The sequence below is a fragment of the Streptomyces sp. NPDC126510 genome, assembly GCF_040302345.1.
GTDB lineage: Bacteria > Actinomycetota > Actinomycetes > Streptomycetales > Streptomycetaceae > Streptomyces.
This window is the reverse complement of the sequence record NZ_JBEORR010000023.1, coordinates 108,527-124,933: the sequence shown is the minus strand read 5'-3', so window position 1 is coordinate 124,933 and position 16,407 is coordinate 108,527. Positions and strand designations below refer to the sequence as shown.

17 protein-coding genes are annotated in these 16,407 nt (G+C 71.7%); 12 read left to right on the top strand and 5 right to left on the bottom strand.

Going from position 1 to position 16,407, the window contains the following annotated elements:
• Positions 1-56: 56 nt before the first annotated feature.
• Complete coding sequence (locus tag ABTX60_RS29130; protein ID WP_352100022.1) at positions 57-407, top strand: hypothetical protein; 351 nt, start codon at positions 57-59, stop codon at positions 405-407.
• 16 nt (positions 408-423) lie between these two features.
• Here ABTX60_RS29130 and ABTX60_RS29125 read toward each other — a convergent pair whose 3' ends face one another.
• Positions 424-1,518, bottom strand: a complete 1,095-nt coding sequence (locus ABTX60_RS29125) for a carboxylate-amine ligase (RefSeq protein ID WP_352099983.1) — start codon at positions 1,516-1,518, stop codon at positions 424-426.
• A gap of 688 nt (positions 1,519-2,206) precedes the next feature.
• On the opposite strand from ABTX60_RS29125, the gene ABTX60_RS29120 reads away from it, so the two are divergent.
• The 3 genes from ABTX60_RS29120 to ABTX60_RS29110 all read left to right on the top strand — a co-directional run bounded on the left by ABTX60_RS29120 (position 2,207) and on the right by ABTX60_RS29110 (position 4,569).
• Positions 2,207-2,347, top strand: coding sequence for a hypothetical protein (locus ABTX60_RS29120; protein ID WP_352099982.1), 141 nt, complete (start codon positions 2,207-2,209; stop codon positions 2,345-2,347).
• Positions 2,348-2,485: 138 nt separating this feature from the next.
• The gene (gene ctaD / locus ABTX60_RS29115) at positions 2,486-4,198 is read left to right on the top strand and encodes an aa3-type cytochrome oxidase subunit I (protein ID WP_352099981.1); all 1,713 of its coding nucleotides are present in this window, start codon (positions 2,486-2,488) and stop codon (positions 4,196-4,198) included.
• Positions 4,199-4,221: 23 nt separating this feature from the next.
• On the top strand, positions 4,222-4,569 hold the full coding sequence (locus ABTX60_RS29110; RefSeq protein WP_352099980.1) for a hypothetical protein: 348 nt from the start codon (positions 4,222-4,224) through the stop codon (positions 4,567-4,569).
• A gap of 131 nt (positions 4,570-4,700) precedes the next feature.
• On the opposite strand, the gene ABTX60_RS29105 is transcribed toward ABTX60_RS29110, so the two are convergent.
• Positions 4,701-5,300, bottom strand: a complete 600-nt coding sequence (locus ABTX60_RS29105; protein ID WP_352099979.1) for a hypothetical protein — start codon at positions 5,298-5,300, stop codon at positions 4,701-4,703.
• 153 nt (positions 5,301-5,453) lie between these two features.
• Here ABTX60_RS29105 and ABTX60_RS29100 point away from each other — a divergent pair, with 153 nt between their 5' ends.
• The 5 genes from ABTX60_RS29100 (at position 5,454) to ABTX60_RS29080 (ending at position 10,277) form a co-directional block, all read left to right on the top strand.
• Positions 5,454-6,632 (top strand): serine hydrolase domain-containing protein, encoded by a 1,179-nt coding sequence (locus ABTX60_RS29100; protein WP_352099978.1) that lies wholly within the window; start codon positions 5,454-5,456, stop codon positions 6,630-6,632.
• Between the two features lie 444 nt (positions 6,633-7,076).
• Positions 7,077-8,042 carry a glycoside hydrolase family 6 protein gene (locus ABTX60_RS29095; RefSeq protein ID WP_352099977.1) on the top strand — a complete coding sequence of 322 codons (966 nt, stop codon included), beginning with the start codon at positions 7,077-7,079 and terminating at the stop codon, positions 8,040-8,042.
• Between the two features lie 190 nt (positions 8,043-8,232).
• Positions 8,233-9,225 carry a dihydroxyacetone kinase subunit DhaK gene (gene dhaK, locus ABTX60_RS29090; protein ID WP_352099976.1) on the top strand — a complete coding sequence of 331 codons (993 nt, stop codon included), beginning with the start codon at positions 8,233-8,235 and terminating at the stop codon, positions 9,223-9,225.
• 49 nt (positions 9,226-9,274) lie between these two features.
• Positions 9,275-9,874, top strand: coding sequence for a dihydroxyacetone kinase subunit DhaL (dhaL, locus tag ABTX60_RS29085; protein WP_352099975.1), 600 nt, complete (start codon positions 9,275-9,277; stop codon positions 9,872-9,874).
• Positions 9,867-10,277, top strand: a complete 411-nt coding sequence (locus ABTX60_RS29080; RefSeq protein WP_053668167.1) for a PTS-dependent dihydroxyacetone kinase phosphotransferase subunit DhaM — start codon at positions 9,867-9,869, stop codon at positions 10,275-10,277. Before dhaL ends, ABTX60_RS29080 begins: the two co-directional genes overlap by 8 nt.
• 76 nt (positions 10,278-10,353) lie before the next feature.
• On the opposite strand, the gene ABTX60_RS29075 is transcribed toward ABTX60_RS29080, so the two are convergent.
• Positions 10,354-11,052, bottom strand: a complete 699-nt coding sequence (locus ABTX60_RS29075; RefSeq protein WP_352099974.1) for a glycoside hydrolase family 75 protein — start codon at positions 11,050-11,052, stop codon at positions 10,354-10,356.
• Positions 11,053-11,467: 415 nt separating this feature from the next.
• Here ABTX60_RS29075 and ABTX60_RS29070 point away from each other — a divergent pair, with 415 nt between their 5' ends.
• The gene (locus ABTX60_RS29070; protein WP_352099973.1) at positions 11,468-12,448 is read left to right on the top strand and encodes a fibronectin type III domain-containing protein; all 981 of its coding nucleotides are present in this window, start codon (positions 11,468-11,470) and stop codon (positions 12,446-12,448) included.
• A 170-nt stretch (positions 12,449-12,618) separates the two neighbouring features.
• Positions 12,619-13,158 (top strand): hypothetical protein, encoded by a 540-nt coding sequence (locus ABTX60_RS29065; protein ID WP_352099972.1) that lies wholly within the window; start codon positions 12,619-12,621, stop codon positions 13,156-13,158.
• A gap of 84 nt (positions 13,159-13,242) precedes the next feature.
• On the opposite strand, the gene ABTX60_RS29060 is transcribed toward ABTX60_RS29065, so the two are convergent.
• Entirely contained in the window at positions 13,243-13,794 is a 552-nt protein-coding gene (locus ABTX60_RS29060) for a PadR family transcriptional regulator (RefSeq protein WP_352099971.1), read from the bottom strand.
• A gap of 28 nt (positions 13,795-13,822) precedes the next feature.
• Positions 13,823-15,838: an FAD-dependent oxidoreductase gene (locus ABTX60_RS29055; RefSeq protein ID WP_352099970.1), complete on the bottom strand. Its 2,016-nt coding sequence runs from the start codon at positions 15,836-15,838 to the stop codon at positions 13,823-13,825.
• A 388-nt stretch (positions 15,839-16,226) separates the two neighbouring features.
• Between ABTX60_RS29055 and ABTX60_RS29050 the strand changes: the two genes are divergently transcribed.
• Entirely contained in the window at positions 16,227-16,397 is a 171-nt protein-coding gene (locus tag ABTX60_RS29050; RefSeq protein WP_352099969.1) for a hypothetical protein, read from the top strand.
• The last annotated feature ends 10 nt before the right edge of the window (positions 16,398-16,407 follow it).

Sequence of the window (16,407 nt, the reverse complement as noted above, 5' to 3'; positions counted from 1 at the left end):
GTACTTCCACGGCGGAACGACCCGCCGACGAAGGAAACGGAGGAACGGAGGCCGTGGTGCTGTCCCATTCACTCGATCACGGAGTCCTCGTCATCACGGTCCACCAGGACCCCGGTATCGGCGGACGCGCCACGCTCCTCACGAGGATCAGCGACCTCGTTCAGGCCTACCGGCCGGCGCCCGTGGTCATCGTCCTCGACGAGCCGGCCGCTCGGAGCGCGGTGGTCAGCGTGGTCCTCCGGGTCCATCACCTGTGCAGCCGGACGGGCACGCTGATGTCGGTGGCCACGCACAGTGCGCCCGTCCGCCGCACGCTCGAGACGGACGCCGACACCGCCGGCACGCGACTGGTCGTCCACGCCCGCGCTGACACCGCTGTCGCCGCCTCCTACGCCGCGGTGGCCTGAGGAGCGGTTCCGGGCGTCACGGCATGGTGCTCTGGGCGCTGATCAGCTCGGTGACCGCGCGGAGACCGCCGTGCGCGAGGGTGGCGCGCTGCCGGTCCGCACCCGTCCCGTCCTGCAGCAGCCGGTGGATCAGAGACGTGACCTGCCGGGTGTCGCCGGATGCGTCGAGGGCGGGAGCGACGTGCCGCAGGAACTCGTAGAGCACGTCGCCTGCCCGGTGCGGGGCGCCCCCGGGGTCGAGGAGGGTGTCCCCGAGCCCGTGCCGGGCGGCGTGCCACATGGCGGCCTGCAGCAGCTCCGGCGCGGTGTCGGGCAGGGGCGCGTCGGCGGCCGCTTCCGCCAGAGCGGTCTCCGCGAGGGCCCGGATGAGCGCGGCGAGCATGACCGCCTCGTCCGCGCGGAGCTGGACGTCCAGGCACCGCACCTCGATGGTGGGGTACGTGGCCGAGAGGCGGGCTTGCCAGTAGAGCTGGCCGACGTCCGAGATCAGCCCCGACTCCAGCAGCCGGTCCACGCGCCGGTCGTAGTCGGCGGCGTCCCGGAAGTGCGGGGGCATGCCGCTGACCGGCCACCGGCTGAAGATCACGGTGCGCCAGCTCGCGAAGCCCGTGTCGTGGCCGTCCCAGAGCGGGGAGTTCGCCGACATCGCCGTCAGTGTCGGCAACCGGGAGCGGATCCGGTTCAGCACCTGCACGCCCGCTTCCCGGTCCGGCACTGCGACGTGCACGTGCGTGCCGTTGACCAGTTGCTCCGCCACCAGCTGGGGTGCCTGGGTGACCATGGCCCGGTAGCGGGCCTGGTCGGTGACGGCGATGGGGCGCCCGTGTCGCAGCGGCGGGGTGCCACAGACCCCGATCCGGCAGCCGTGCTGTTCGGCTGCGACGCCGACGGCGTGCCGCAGGCGCAGGAGATGGCCTCCGACCTCCTCCAGGGTGTGGCAGACCGGTGTGGCCACCTCGACCTGCGCCTGGAGCAGCTCGTACTGCACCTCCTGGTCGGTCACGAGGTGCCCCACGCCCGCCGCGGCGCGCACTTTGTCCGCCTGAGGTACCGGCAGGCCCGTGACCGGGTCGAGCAGCAGGTACTCCTCTTCCACGCCGATCGTCGTCATCGACCACCCTCTGTTCCGCCCGGCGGCCGGGCCGGATTCCGGCGCGCGGCAGGCGCACCTCACGCAGCGGAGTCACCTCTAAGGGGGCACGCTCGTGGATGCCCGAGTGCCGCGCTCCGGCAGGAACAAAACATGACACAGACACTGAAACCGCTTGCACAGGAGATGGGGCGCCGACCGATGTCGCCCGGCGTGCCGGGGTACTCGCGCCACCGGCCGTCGAGCCTGCCGCCACCGGTGCCGGCACCCTCGCCGGTCCGCGGAAGGGAGCGGTCCATGGCCAGGACGATCGAGGACCAGACGGTGGAGCAGCCGGGCGGTCCGAGCAGCGTCCTCGCGCGGCAGCGGCGTGATCACGCGGAGATGGACCGCCTGATGGAGCGGTACGGCACCCTCCCGGACGACGGGGAACGCGAGCGGGTGCTCGAGGAGGTCGTTCAGCTCGTCTTCAGCCACGCCTTCGCGGAGGAGACCGTGCTGTGGCCGGTCGTGCGGCGCTCGGTGACGGACGGCGAGGACCTGACCTCGCGGGTCGAGGAGGACCTGCTCCTGCCTCGGCCGCAAAGGAGCCCTGGACACCGTTCGGTTGCGCCAACTCGGCACCGCTTGGGAGACGGTACGCAGGAGCGCACCCACACACCCCCACCCGATCGTCCCGCGACGCCCGCCGGGCAACGCCCTGCTGGGCGTGCCGCTCAGTCTCCACGACCGGATGCGCGACAGGCTGGGACCGGCCTTCCACTCGGCGGTGGTGAAGAGGGTCCTCACCGGACTCGCCGGCCTCCTCGTGTCCGCCGCGGTCGCCGCGATCGTGCGCAAACGGCGCTGAGCCCAGCGCTCGGTCGTATGGATCATTACGCTATTCGGCTCAGAGACACCCGATCGCAGACAAGGGTGACGAACCGCACCCAATAGGTTCCTCCGGGACGGATGACCGTCCGCCCCGTTGCTGCCGATCGAGGAACTGATGGCGACACACACTGAACCGGTTTCACCCGTGCCCGCGGTAGAGCCCCGCGGCAGAGGGAAGGTGGTCGTCTCCTGGCTGACGACCACCGATCACAAGAAGATCGGGCACTTGTATCTGATCACGTCGTTCGCGTTCTTCCTGGTGGGCGGGGCGCTGGCGATGGCCATCCGGGCGGAGCTGGCCCGGCCGGGGCTGCAGATCCTCTCCCAGGAGCAGTACAACCAGTCGTTCACCATGCACGGCACGATCATGCTGCTGCTGTTCGCGACGCCCACGTTCGCCGGGTTCGCCAATGCGATCATGCCGCTGCAGATCGGCTCTCCCGACGTCGCCTTTCCCCGGCTGAACATGTTCTCGTACTGGCTCTTCGCCTTCGGCGGCCTGATCGTGATGTCCAGCTTCCTCACCCCGCAGGGTGCGGCCGACTTCGGCTGGACCGCCTACACGCCGCTGAGCGGCGGTGAGCGCACCGCCTATGTCGGGGGCGACCTGTGGCTCATGGGACTGGCGCTGGCGGGTTTCGGCACGATCCTCGGTGCGGTCAACTTCATCACCACGATCATCTGCATGCGCGCCCCCGGCATGACCATGTTCCGGCTGCCGATCTTCACCTGGAACGTGCTGCTCACCTCGGTGCTGGTGCTGTTCGCCTTTCCCGTACTGGCCGCGGCCCTGTTCGCGCTGGAGGCGGACCGGAAGTTCGGCGCCCACATCTTCGACCCGGAGAACGGCGGGGCGATCCTGTGGCAGCACCTGTTCTGGTTCTTCGGCCACCCCGAGGTGTACATCCTGGCGCTGCCGTTCTTCGGCGTGATCACCGAGATCATCCCCGTCTTCGCCCGCAAGCCGATCTTCGGGTACACCGGTCTGATCGGCGCGACCATCTCCATCGCCGGACTGTCGGTGACGGTGTGGGCGCACCACATGTTCGCCACCGGCGCGGTGCTGCTGCCGTTCTTCTCCTTCATGACGTATCTGATCGCCGTGCCGACGGGGGTGAAGTTCTTCAACTGGATCGGCACGATGTGGCGGGGCTCGCTGTCGTTCGAACCACCCATGCTCTGGGCGCTCGGCTTCCTGGTCACCTTCCTCTTCGGCGGGCTGACCGGCGTCATCCTGGGCTCTCCGCCGCTCGACTGGCACGTCACCGACAGCTACTTCGTGGTCGCCCACTTCCACTACGTGCTGTTCGGAACGATCGTGTTCGCGATGTTCGGCGGATTCAGCTTCTGGTGGCCGAAGATGACCGGCACGATGCTCGACATGCGCCTGGAGAAGATCCACTTCTGGACGCTGTTCGTCGGCTTCCACACCACGTTCCTGGTCCAGCACTGGCTCGGCGCCGAGGGCATGCCCCGCCGATACGCCGACTATCTGGCCGCCGACGGGTTCACCGCGCTCAACACCGTCTCCTCGATCGGCGCGTTCCTGCTCGGCATGTCCACCCTGCCCTTCTTGTACAACGTGTGGCGGACGGCTCAGAAGGGCGAGAAGGTCGAGGTCGACGACCCCTGGGGCTACGGCCGCTCACTGGAGTGGGCCACGTCCTGTCCACCGCCCCGCCACAACTTCCTCACTCTGCCCAAGATCCGCTCCGAGTCGCCGGCCTTCGACCTGCGCCACCCGGACGTGGCGAGCCTGGACGAGGCGGAGAACACCGGGCAGCGCGATGTGGTCGACGCCGAGGGCCACAAGGGCGAGCGGCAGTGAGACGGGGCAGGCAGCAGGTGCCCGTGAGCGAGTCGCGCAGCGCCCTGGCCGACGAGACCGAGGGCTTCCTTCTCGCCCACGCCCATCACGACCAGGCACAACGCGAGGCCGAGGAGCTCTGCGCACGGATGCCGTGGATGACCACCGCCCAGGCCGAGGAACTCACCGGCCACTACGTCCGCCGGCGTCTGGAGGTCACCCGGCAGCTGTTGCAAGGCACCGTGCGACGAGCCGACGAGCTGCGGCAGGAGTACGAGAGCCGCTACGCCCACCTCCGGCGCGCCCTGCTCCGGCGCCACGCGGCCGGTGCCTGCGCGGTCCTGGCCTGTGCCGCCGGGGCGGGGACGCTGGCGGGCGTGCTGACCCGCTGAGCCGAGGGCCAGGCTCGGCGGCCGGGGCCTTCCTCGCGGTGCAGCGGGCCCGGGCGGCGGGCGGCGTGACGCGCGCCGCCCGGGCCGGGCCGCGACCGGGCGGAGCACCCCGAGGAGGGCCGCCTGGCGGCTCAGTGGCCGTAGGGCGGTTCGAAGCAGCCGGTCTCCGGGTACGGGCCGTTGGCCCGCACCTCGAAGTTCGGCTTCTGCACGAACCCCGACACACAGGCGTCGTCGTGCACGCGCAGGGCGACCCTCGTCCCCTCGGGCGTGACGTAGCCGTCGTCCTTCCAGCGCGGGGACATCCCCGTGACGGTGAGCGTGCCGCCGACGCGCTTGCCGCCGTCCGTGACGCGCTCCTCTTCGTAGCCGAGCCGGAGCAGGGCCGTCCGTACGGTCTCGGGGTCCCACTTCCGCCGCTCCCACAGCCGCTCGAGCACCGGCCGGATGCGGTCGGCCTCCCGCCGGGCGTCCATCGCGTGGGCCGGAGTCATGTCGCCCTCACGGCGGTAGGCGTTGTTCTCGTTGTAGTGCGGGGCGCCGTCGCCCGCGCCGGGCTCCACGTACGGTGACGCTCCCGGGGCACTGGGCGAGGCCGCGCCCGACGGGGTCGAGGCGGCACCCGTCCGCGAGTCCGGGGCGTGCAGGTCACCGCAGGCGCCGAGAGTCGCGACGAGGGCGAGGGCCAGGGCGACCGAAGCGGCCGGGCGGGCGGGCCGTGAGGTGGACATGCGGCCGAGCCTCTCATCGGCGCCGGGTCCGCGGGAGCCGATCTCCTGTGCGAGGCGGTCCACCCGCGTCGGGAAGGGGGTCAGGGTGCGATCGGGGATCCCTCCGGGGCTCCCCGGATGTACGGTCACGCACCCACTGGAAGCGTGAGGTCCATGACCTCACCCCCCCTGTCGCGAAGGGCGTTCGCGGGCGCTGCCCTGTCGGGAGCGACCGCGCCGGCCGCCCTCACGGTCCTGCCCGCGCGCAGCGCCGTCGCATCCCCCGCGGCCACCACGCCGCTCCCACCCCTGGATACCGCCGCACTCCGGGCGGCGATCGATGATCTGAAGCACCCGCCGTCGACCGCAGCCCACTTGCGCGTCGGCGGCGCGACCGGCCCCTGGCATGCTTCCTCGGGTGTGGCCGACATCAGGACGCGGCGGCCGGTGACGGGGTGCGACAAGGTCCGCATCGGCAGCATCACCAAGGTCTTCGTCGCCACGGTCGTGCTGCAGCTGGTGGCCGAGGGCCGGGTCGCACTGGACAGGCCGGTGGAGCACATCCTGCCGGGACTGCTGCCGGCCCGCTTCTCGCCGGTCACCGTAGGCCATCTGCTGAACCACACCAGCGGGCTGCCGGACCACGTCGGCATCCCCGAACCGGCGGGTGCGGAAGAGGTGTTGCACCACCGCTTCGACCACTGGACGCCACGGGAGTGGGTGGCGACGGCGACGCACGGAGCACTGAAGTTCCCCCCGGGTACGCGGCAGGAGTACCGCGGCATCAACTACGTACTGGCCGCACTGGTCATCGACAAGGTGACCGGACGCCCGTACGGAGAGGCCGTCGCGGCCCGCGTCCTGCGCACGCTGGGCCTGGCCGGCACCGTCGTGCCCGGCGACGATCCCCGAATCCACGGCCGACATGTGCACGGCTACCTGAAGATGGCCGACGGTGGCCTGAGAGACGTCACCGTGTACGACCAGTCGGCCGGCCGGGGCGAGGGCGACATGATCTCCACCCCGGACGACCTCGACCGGATGCTCACCGTCCTGTTCTGCGGCGAACTGCTCCCGCCGGAGCTGCTGCGGCTGATGTTCACGCCGCCACCGGAGGACGTGCGCATGCTGGACGGCTCCCCGGCCCGCTACAGCACCGGGCTTCAGCGGGCCGACGTCAACGGCGTGACGTTCTGGGGCAAGACCGGTGAGACGTACGGCTACAAGAACGCCGCGTTCTCCACGCGTGACGGGCAACGCCGCTTCGTGCTCGCCTGCAACCCGACGACTGTCCGCGACGGGGAGGAGAGCCGGATGATCGCCCGGGTTGCCGACCTGCTCACCCGCGGCTGAGCGCCGAAGACCCGGCGGTCTGCCTTCTCGTCCTCCGACCGCCGCCTCGGCATTCCGGGCTTCGCCAGGGCCGTCTCCGCCCCGTCATCGTGAAACTCCCCTACCGGAACCGCGGTTCACGCGGGGCTCCATTTCTGGTGGGCCTGCCCGTTGCAGGTCCACAGCGAGAGCATCCGTACTGCGCAAGCGATGGACCTGCGGCGATTACGACAGCAAGTCTTCGAATGTTTCGACATCCAAGTCGAATAATGCGAGAAGGATTGACGGGGCCCGGGAGCTTCCTATCATCCAGGTTGCTCGACTCGTCGAAGTATGTTCGCAATTTCGAACAGGCGCAGTGCTCCACCCGCACGAGGCAAGGCACCCCCAGGGTCTGGGAGCGCTCCTCCTCCCCGACTCGCCGTCGACCTTCGCACGCCTCCTGACAGAACCGAGGTATCCGTCATGCGCCGCAGACTCCTCGCCCTGGTGGCAGCGCTCTCCTCACTGCCGCTGGCGCTCGCCGCCGCCCCGGCCGCTCACGCGGCCGACCCGACGACCATGACCAACGGGTTCTACGTGGACCCCGACTCCAGCGCGAAACGGTGGGTCGCCGCCAACCCCGGCGACGGCCGGGCCTCCGCGATCAACGCGTCCATCGCCAATACCCCGACAGCCCGCTGGTTCGGCTCCTGGAGCGGCGGTATCGGCACCGCCACCGGCGCGTACACGGGCGCGGCGGACGCCCGCGACAAGCTGCCCCTCCTCGTCGCCTACAACATCTACAACCGGGACTACTGCGGCGGACACTCCGCGGGCGGGGCCTCCTCGCCGTCCGCCTATGCGAACTGGATCGCCCAGTTCGCGGGCGGGATCGCCGGCCGCCCGGCCGTCGTCGTCCTCGAACCGGACTCCCTCGGGGACTACGGCTGTATGAACCAGGCGCAGATCGACGAACGCGAGAGCATGCTGACCGGTGCGCTCGCCGAGTTCAACCGCCGAGCCCCCAACACCTGGGTCTACCTCGACGCCGGCAACCCGGCCTGGGCGAGCGCGGCGACCATGGCCCGGCGTCTTCACGAAGCCGGTGTCCGGCAGGCCCGCGGTTTCTCGCTCAACGTCTCCAACTACCTCACCACGGCCGAGAACACCGCGTACGCCGACGCCGTCAACCGGGAACTCGGCGCCCGTTACGGCTACACCAAGCCGTTCGTCGTGGACACCAGCCGCAACGGCAACGGCTCGAACGGCCAGTGGTGCAACCCCTCAGGCCGCCGCATCGGCACTCCCACCCGGCTGGGCGGAGGCGCCGAGATGCTCTTGTGGATCAAGGTCCCTGGCGAGTCCGACGGCAACTGCGGCGTGGGAGGCGGCTCCTCGGCCGGACAGTTCCTCCCCGAGGTCGCCTACAAGATGATCTACGGCTACTGATCCCGGGCCGTTCGGGCGCCTCCTGCGTTCCGTGCTCGGCTGATCCGACTCCTGCGGGCCTCGGCCCGCAGGGCGTTGCGGTCCGGTACGGACCGATCGGATCAGCCAAGATCGACAACTGGTCAAACGTGATGTGAGCTGCGAAGCTGGAGTTCGAGGGCTCATCTACTAGGTTGTCTAGGAGGTACCCGTGAAGATGCTGATCAACGTCCCGGAAAGCGTGGTCGCGGACGCGCTGCGTGGTCTGGCGGCCGCCCACCCGGAGCTGACCGTGGACGTGGAGAACCGGGTGATCGTGCGGCGGGACGCTCCCGTCGCCGGACAGGTGGGGCTGGTCTCGGGCGGAGGCTCGGGGCACGAGCCGTTGCACGGCGGTTTCGTTGGCCCCGGCATGCTGTCGGCGGCCTGCCCGGGCGAGGTCTTCACCTCCCCCGTGCCCGACCAGATGCTGCGCGCGGCCGCCGCCGTGGACAGCGGGGCCGGCGTGCTGTTCATCGTGAAGAACTACACCGGGGACGTGCTCAACTTCGACATGGCCGCCGAGATGGCCGAGGACGAGGGCATCCAGGTCGCGAAGGTCCTGGTCAACGACGACGTGGCGGTGACCGACAGTCTGTACACGGCGGGCCGTCGCGGTACGGGCGCGACCCTGTTCGTGGAGAAGATCGCGGGCGCCGCCGCAGCCGAGGGCATGCCCCTGGAGCGGGTCGAGGCGATCGCCCGGCAGGTGAACGAGAACTCCCGCAGCTTCGGGATCGCACTGAGCGCCTGCAGCACCCCGGCCAAGGGCAGCCCCACCTTCGATCTGCCGCCGGGCGAGCTGGAGTTGGGCATCGGCATCCACGGCGAGCCCGGCCGGGAGCGGCGCGCCATGATGACCTCCGGGGAGATCGCCGAGGCCGCCGTCGAGGCGGTGGTGGAGGACCTCCAGCCGCGCAACCCGGTGCTGGTCCTGGTGAACGGCATGGGCGCGACACCGCTGCTGGAGCTGTACGGCTTCAACGCCGAGGTGCACCGGGTGCTCGCCCAGCGCGGCGTTCCCGTGGCCCGCGTCCTCGTGGGCAACTACGTCACCTCCTTGGACATGGCGGGCGCCTCGCTCACCCTGTGCCAGGTCGACGAGGAGCTGCTGCGGCTGTACGACGCGCCGGTCAAGACCCCGGGTCTGCGCTGGGGCGTGTGACCCTCTGGGGGTAGAGGATCAGCACGTACCTACCAGGCAAGGAGACTCAGTGCTCGACGCCGATTTCTTCCGCCGTTGGATGACGGCGACCGCCGCGTCCGTCGACCGTGAGGCGGAACGGCTCACCGCCCTCGACTCCCCCATCGGGGACGCCGATCACGGCAGCAACCTCCAGCGCGGGTTCACGGCCGTCGTGACCGTCCTGGAGAAGGAGGCCCCCGGCACGCCCGGCGGGGTCCTGACCCTGGCCGGACGCCGGCTGATCTCGACGGTCGGCGGCGCGTCGGGACCGCTGTACGGGACGCTGCTGCGCCGTACCGGCAAGGCGCTGGGCGATGCCGAGGAGGTCAGCGCGGAGCAGCTGGCCGAGGCCTTGCGGGCCGGGGTGGACGCGGTCATGACGCTCGGCGGAGCCGCCCCGGGCGACAAGACCATGATCGACGCCCTGGTGCCCGCGGTGGACGCGCTCGGCGACTCGTTCGCCGCGGCCCGTGCCGCGGCGGAGGAGGGCGCGGTGGCGACGACGCCCCTGCAGGCGCGCAAGGGCCGGGCGAGCTATGTGGGCGAGCGCAGCATCGGCCACCAGGACCCGGGCGCCACGTCGTCGGCACTGCTGATCGCCGCACTCGCGGAGGCCGCTGGTGAGTGACGAGCAACTGGTGGGAATCGTGCTGGTGTCGCACAGCGCGGAGGTGGCCGCGTCGGTCGCCGAACTGGCGAAGGGACTCGCGGGCGGCGGCCCGGCGGTACCCGTCGCTCCGGCGGGCGGTACCGAGGGCGGCGGGCTCGGCACCAGCTCCGAACTGATCGCCGCGGCGGCCGCGTCCGTCGATCGCGGTGCCGGAGTCGCCGTCCTGACCGATCTGGGCAGCGCGGTGCTCACGGTGAAGGCGCTGCTGGCGGAGGGCGACGAACTCCCCGAGCGGACCCGTCTGGTGGACGCACCCTTCGTGGAGGGGGCCGTGGCCGCGGTCGTCACGGCGTCCACCGGGGCGGACCTGGCGGCGGTGGAGGCGGCCGCCACGGAGGCGTACACCTACCGGAAGGTCTGAGCGCCGCCTGCGGCCGGGCACACCGAAGCGGCGGTGGTCCCGGCCGCAGGCGTGCCGGTGAGGTGCCGTCAGCCGCTCAGTCCCCGTCGCCCGGGCTTCCGGTGGCGAACAGCTTCGCCACCCGCTCCCCCACCGTCACGGCGGCAGCGTGGTCCTCGATGGGTGACACCCTGGTGTTCTTGAAGACGATGTAGGTGACGCCGGCGGGTGCGCCGCCGCCGTGCGGATCGGCGCGGATGCCGAGGGCCTTGGCGGTCGCGTAGGACGCCTCCCCGATGATGCCCTGCGGGCCCGCGTCGCCGACGACCGCGTACTGCACGCGGTCGCGGTACACGACGGCCACCACCGAACCACCGCCGATGCCGTGGTCCCGGTAGTCCCAGCGGCGGCTCGGCGCGGGTACGACGATGAAGGGCAGGCGTTCGGCGCTCAACGGGCGGCCGTCCGACTGCGGGTAGGCCGTGCTCGCGGCGAAGTACGGGTCCGTGCGGGCGTTGCAGCGGGTCCCGGGCCGGCCGTCGCAGTCGATGTCCATGTCGGCCTTCCAGAACACGACGTCGCGGGTGCCGCAGACGGGGATGTTCGCGGGTGCGCCGTTGTCACTGCGGTAGCGGCCCCGGGAGATGGGTGTGCAGTCGCGCACCTCGGCGAGCAGGTCGGTGGCGCTCACGGTGCTCTCGCGCCATGCCGTGGGCTGGGGGTGGGCGGCGGGGGGTGTCGTCGGGGCGAGCAGGGCGGCGCTGGCCGCGGCCAGGGTGAGCGACTGGACACGCACGATACGGGAGCCTCTCATGGGGGACCTGACGGGCACTCAGCTCAATGTGTTCCCGCGATGATCACCCGGCCACCGATGAGGGGCCGGACGGCGCACGTCCTCAACCCCCGACAGGGGGCGGGAGCCTGAGTCCGCGTAAGGCTCCGGCCGCCCCGCCGCCCGGGCCGGCACGGGTTCCGCGACGACAGCGGTTCTCGCGACAGGGCCTAACTCCTCGCCTTCGGCCGGCAGTTCGGCCGCGAGGGCTTCAGCACAGGTAACCCCCCGGGTGTTCACGCGGGGCCGCGAGGTGACGCCCGTCCCGGGCGGACCTCCCCGTTCGAGTGGACGCCCTCTTGATGCGGTCCCGTCAACGGCGTCATATTGGTCCGGACCATTCCCGTCGGTCGGCCGGCCACCCCGCGGAGGCAGTCTCGTGCGAGGACGTTCCGCTCCCTCATTCCTCCTCCGACGGCTGGCGCTCGGCGGCAGCCTCGTGCTGGTCGCCTCCTGCGGCCCGGCCGGGGCGCAGGAGGGCGACGACGGCCGTGTGCCCGGTGCGCCGACGGGTGTCACCGCCACGTCGGGCAGCGCGACGAGCGTGCACGTCATGTGGAACACGACCGGCCAGGCCGATGTCTACGAGGTGTATCGCGGCATCACGAAGGTCAAGGAGGTACCGGGTTCGCAGCACATGGTGGATGTCACCAGGCTCCGGCCCTCCACGCTGTACGTCTTCTCCGTACGGGCGCGGGGCGCCGACGGGCGGCTCGGGCCGCCCAGCCGACGGGTGCGGGCGAAGACGCCCGCGGCCGTGGCGGACGACCGCTCCGCGCCGACCCGCCCGCCGGCGCCCCACGCCCGGGCGGTGGGAAGCCGGGCGGTACAGCTGTCCTGGTCCGCCGCGACCGACGACCGGGGTGTGGTGTCGTACGACATCCACCAGGGAGGTACGAAGATCCACAGTGTGGGCGGGGGTCAGACGGCCACCTTGCTCACGGGGCTGCGGCCGGGCACGCGCTACGCGTTCACCGTCCGGGCCCGGGACGCGGCCGGCAACAACTCCCCTGCCACGCCCGCCGTCCGCCTCACCACCCCGGGCACCGACGACGGCCGGGCAACCGCCCCCACCGGCTTCCGGGCTACGAGCCACCGTGCGGACGGGGCGTACCACCTGGACCTGAGCTGGGTGCCACCCCGCGTGGACGGTGAGGTCACCGAGTACCGGATCGAGCTGGACGGCCGGCCCGCCACGTCCCTTGTGTTCGGCGGCGGTGCCCCGCGTGACCGGGCCACGTACAGCTTCTACGTGGGGCGGAAACCCGGTGTCACCCACCGGGTCCGCATCAGGGCGATGCTGCCGGACGGCACCTGGGGAGGTCTCTCGGCGGAGCGGGCGGTCACGACGGGGCCCTGACGTCGTGTGCGGCATCGGCCGGGCGGAGGAACCCGTCACCTGCACGGGGGCGCTCGGAGTGCGGCCGTGGCCGGGGGCGCTTTGGCTGACCCCGAGGCAGCACGGGCGTTCCCCGACCCTCGGCGGCGCAAGGGATGTACCGCCGACCGTGCCGCCGGAGGGCAGTCCACATGCGCAACTCATCGTCAGTTCTCCGCTCCGGCCTGACCGTGGCAGTCGCCGCGCTGCCCCTCGCTCTGGCCGCGGTGCCCGCCGTCGCGGGCCCCGGTATCTCCGTGAGCACCACGGGGTCCACGGTGTCGGTCACGACCAGCTCGTGCACCCCGATCAACGGCAGCTGGGGCACCGCCTCGCTCCTCACCAGCAGTCAGGGCAGCTTCGCCCAGGGCCGCCAGGTGCCGCTCTCGGGGACGTCCACGAGTCAGTCCGCCGCCTGGTCGAACGTCTCCCCGGGCACGTACACGGTCATCGTGATCTGCTCGGACGGCACCACCGCGGGCACACAGTCCGTCGTGGTCTCCACCGTCCCCTCCCCCTCGCGGTCCGCCTCTCCCTCGGTGTCGCCGTCCCGCGGTGTGATGGGCGGGGTCGGCGGCGGCACGACGGACTACGGGACCGTCACGCTGGTGGCCGGTGGCACGCTGGTCGGGGCGGGCCTCATCGGGACGGCCTGGTACCTGCGCCGGCGCAACAAGCCGTACCGGCTCTGACCCGGTACGGACGGCGGCCCGCTCCCCCGAAGCGCTCCGGGCGGGCGGGCTGCCGTCATGTCGTGTCCCGGGCGGCCGGGCAGGTCAGGTGGGTTCGCCGTCCGGGAGTTCGGCGACGTCCGTCAGGGCGCGCCTGAGCCACTGGGTCCAGAAGGTCTCCAGGTCGATGCCGGCCCGCAGCACGAGATGCCGCAGCCGGTCCTCGGTGCCGCCCCGGCCGGGCGGGAAGTCGCGCTTCTCGATCTCCTCGTACTCCGCCAGCTGCCGCTCGTGCAGCTCCAGATGGCGTCGCAGATCGGCCTCCAGGCCGGCCGTGCCGACCACGGCCGCCGCCCTGAGCCGCAGCAGCAGCGCGTCGCGGTGCGGCTTGGGGCCCTGGGAGGCGGAGGTCCAGCGGGCCAGTTCGGCGCGGCCCGCCGGCAGGACCTCGTAGCTCTTCTTCTGCCCGCGGGCCGGCTGCTCGGACGGCAGGGCCCTGATGAGGCCGTCGGCCTCCAGTTTCCCGAGCTCGCGATAGATCTGCTGGTGCGTCGCCGACCAGAAGTAGCCGATCGACCGGTCGAAGCGGCGGGTCAGCTCCAGGCCCGACGACGGCTTCTCGAGCAGGGCGGTCAGGATCGCGTGCGGGAGTGACATGGCCTCATCCTAGGGACGCGTATCCGCACTACAGGGCGGCTGCCAGCTCCGTGCCCTGCTTGATGGCGCGCTTGGCGTCCAGCTCGGCGGCCACGTCGGCACCGCCGATGAGGTGCGTGCTGCGCCCGGCGGCGAGCAGTTCCTCGTACAGGCCGCGGCGCGGCTCCTGGCCGGTGCACAGCACGATCGTGTCGACCTCCAGGACCGTGCTCTCCTCGCCGACGGTGATGTGCAGTCCGGCGTCGTCGATCCGGTCGTAGCGCACGCCCGGGACCATGGTGACGCCGCGGTGCTTGAGCTCGGTGCGGTGGATCCAGCCGGTGGTCTTGCCGAGGCCGGCGCCGACCTTGGAGGTCTTGCGCTGGAGCAGGTGGACGGTGCGCGGCGGGGCGGGCCGCTCGGGCGCCGCGAGGCCGCCGGGGCCGCGGTAGTCCATGTCGACGCCCCACTGCCGGAAGTATGTCGCCGGGTCCTCGTGGGCCTTGTCGCCGCCGTCGGTGAGGAACTCGGCGACGTCGAAGCCGATGCCGCCCGCGCCGAGGATCGCGACCCGGTCGCCGACCGGGGCCCCGTCGCGCAGGACGTCGAGGTAGCCGACGACGCTCGGGTGGTCGAGGCCGGGGATCTCCGGGGTACGCGGGGTGACGCCGGTGGCGACGACGACCTCGTCGAAGCCGTCGAGGTCCGCGACCGTGACCAGGGTGTTCAGGCGGACGTCGACGCCGTGCCAGTCGAGCTGGGTGCGGAAGTAGCGGAGCGTCTCGTCGAACTCCTGCTTGCCCGGGACCTTGCGGGCGACGTTGAGCTGGCCGCCGATCTCGCTCGCCGCGTCGAACAGCGTCACCTCGTGCCCGCGCTCGGCGGCGGAGACCGCGCAGGCCAGACCCGCCGGGCCGGCGCCGACGACCGCGACGCGCTTGCGCAGCCGGGTCGGGGAGAGCACCAGCTCGGTCTCGTGGCAGGCGCGCGGGTTGACCAGGCAGGACGTGATCAGGCCGCTGAAGGTGTGGTCGAGGCAGGCCTGGTTGCAGCCGATGCAGGTGTTGATCGCCTCGGGGCGGCCGGCGGCGGCCTTGGTGACGAAGTCGGGGTCGGCGAGCATCGGGCGGGCCATCGACACCATGTCGGCGGCGCCCTCGGCGAGCAGTTCCTCGGCGAGTTCGGGGGTGTTGATGCGGTTGGTGGTGACGAGCGGGACGGACACCTCGCCCATGAGCCGCTTGGTCACCCAGGTGTACGCGCCGCGCGGCACGGAGGTCGCGATGGTGGGGATCCGGGCCTCGTGCCAGCCGATGCCGGTGTTGATGATCGTCGCCCCGGCGGCCTCGACGGCCTTGGCGAGGGTGATGACCTCGTCCAGCGTCGAGCCGCCCGGGACGAGGTCGAGCATCGACAGCCGGTAGATGACGATGAAGTCCTCGCCGACGGCCTCGCGCACCCGGCGCACGATCTCCAGCGGGAACCGCGTGCGGTTCTCGTACGAGCCGCCCCAGCGGTCGGCGCGCTGGTTGGTCTGCCGCGCGATGAACTCGTTGATGAGGTAGCCCTCGGAGCCCATGATCTCGACGCCGTCGTAGCCGGCCTGCCGGGCGAGGCGGGCGGCGCGGGCGTAGTCGTCGATGGTCCGCTCGATGTCGGCGTCGGTGAGCTCACGGGGCGGGAAGGGGCTGATCGGTGCCTGGAGAGGGCTCGGGGCGACGAGGTCCTGGTGGTAGGCGTACCGGCCGAAGTGCAGGATCTGCATCGCGATCCGCCCGCCCTCGCGGTGCACGGCGTCCGTGATGACCCGGTGCTGCTCGGCCTCCTCCTCGGTGGTGAGCTTGGCGCCGCCCTCGTAGGGCCGTCCCTCGTCGTTGGGGGCGATGCCGCCGGTGACGATCAGGCCCACTCCCCCGCGGGCGCGGGCGGCGTAGAAGGCGGCCATGCGCGCGAAGCCGCCCTCGGCCTCCTCCAGGCCGACGTGCATGGAGCCCATGAGGACCCGGTTGGGCAGTGTCGTGAAGCCCAGGTCGAGGGGGGTCAGCAGGTGCGGGTAACGGCTCATCGGGCCCTCCGTGCGCGGTGTCGTGCCTGTAGTTGTAGAGGACTACCGACCGTTTATGCAACTAGTTGCACAAGGTGATGGAGGGCACAGTAGGGCCATGAACAGGGGCCCACGCCGACCGCCGCGCTGGTGGAGATCGCCGGGCCGGCCCGGCCCCTGGTGGACGCTGGACGCCTGCGCGGACACCGCACCGTACGGCGACGAGACGGCGTGATCCTTCCCACCGGCCGCCGGGGACGTCGTCGGCGGCCGGCTCCGGGGGGTAGGGGCGCCGCCGACTCCAACCTCGCCGCCGCGCTGCTCCGCACCCTCGCGGCCGAGCTGCACGGCCGGGCGGGCGAGCTGCGCGGCGGGCTCGCGGTGCTGCTCGACGCCGACGAGCACACCGTTGACTTCGGGGGCGCAGGCCGCACCTCACCGGCCCGGACGCGGCCCGCCCGGCCGCTTCGGCCTGCCCCACCAGGGGCTGCACGGCGTGGACGAACTGGTGCACCTGGCGGACCTGCCCGTGGTGCACGCCGTCTACCGGCAGGCGGTCCTCGGCCTGCTCACGGGGTGAGGAGTCAGGG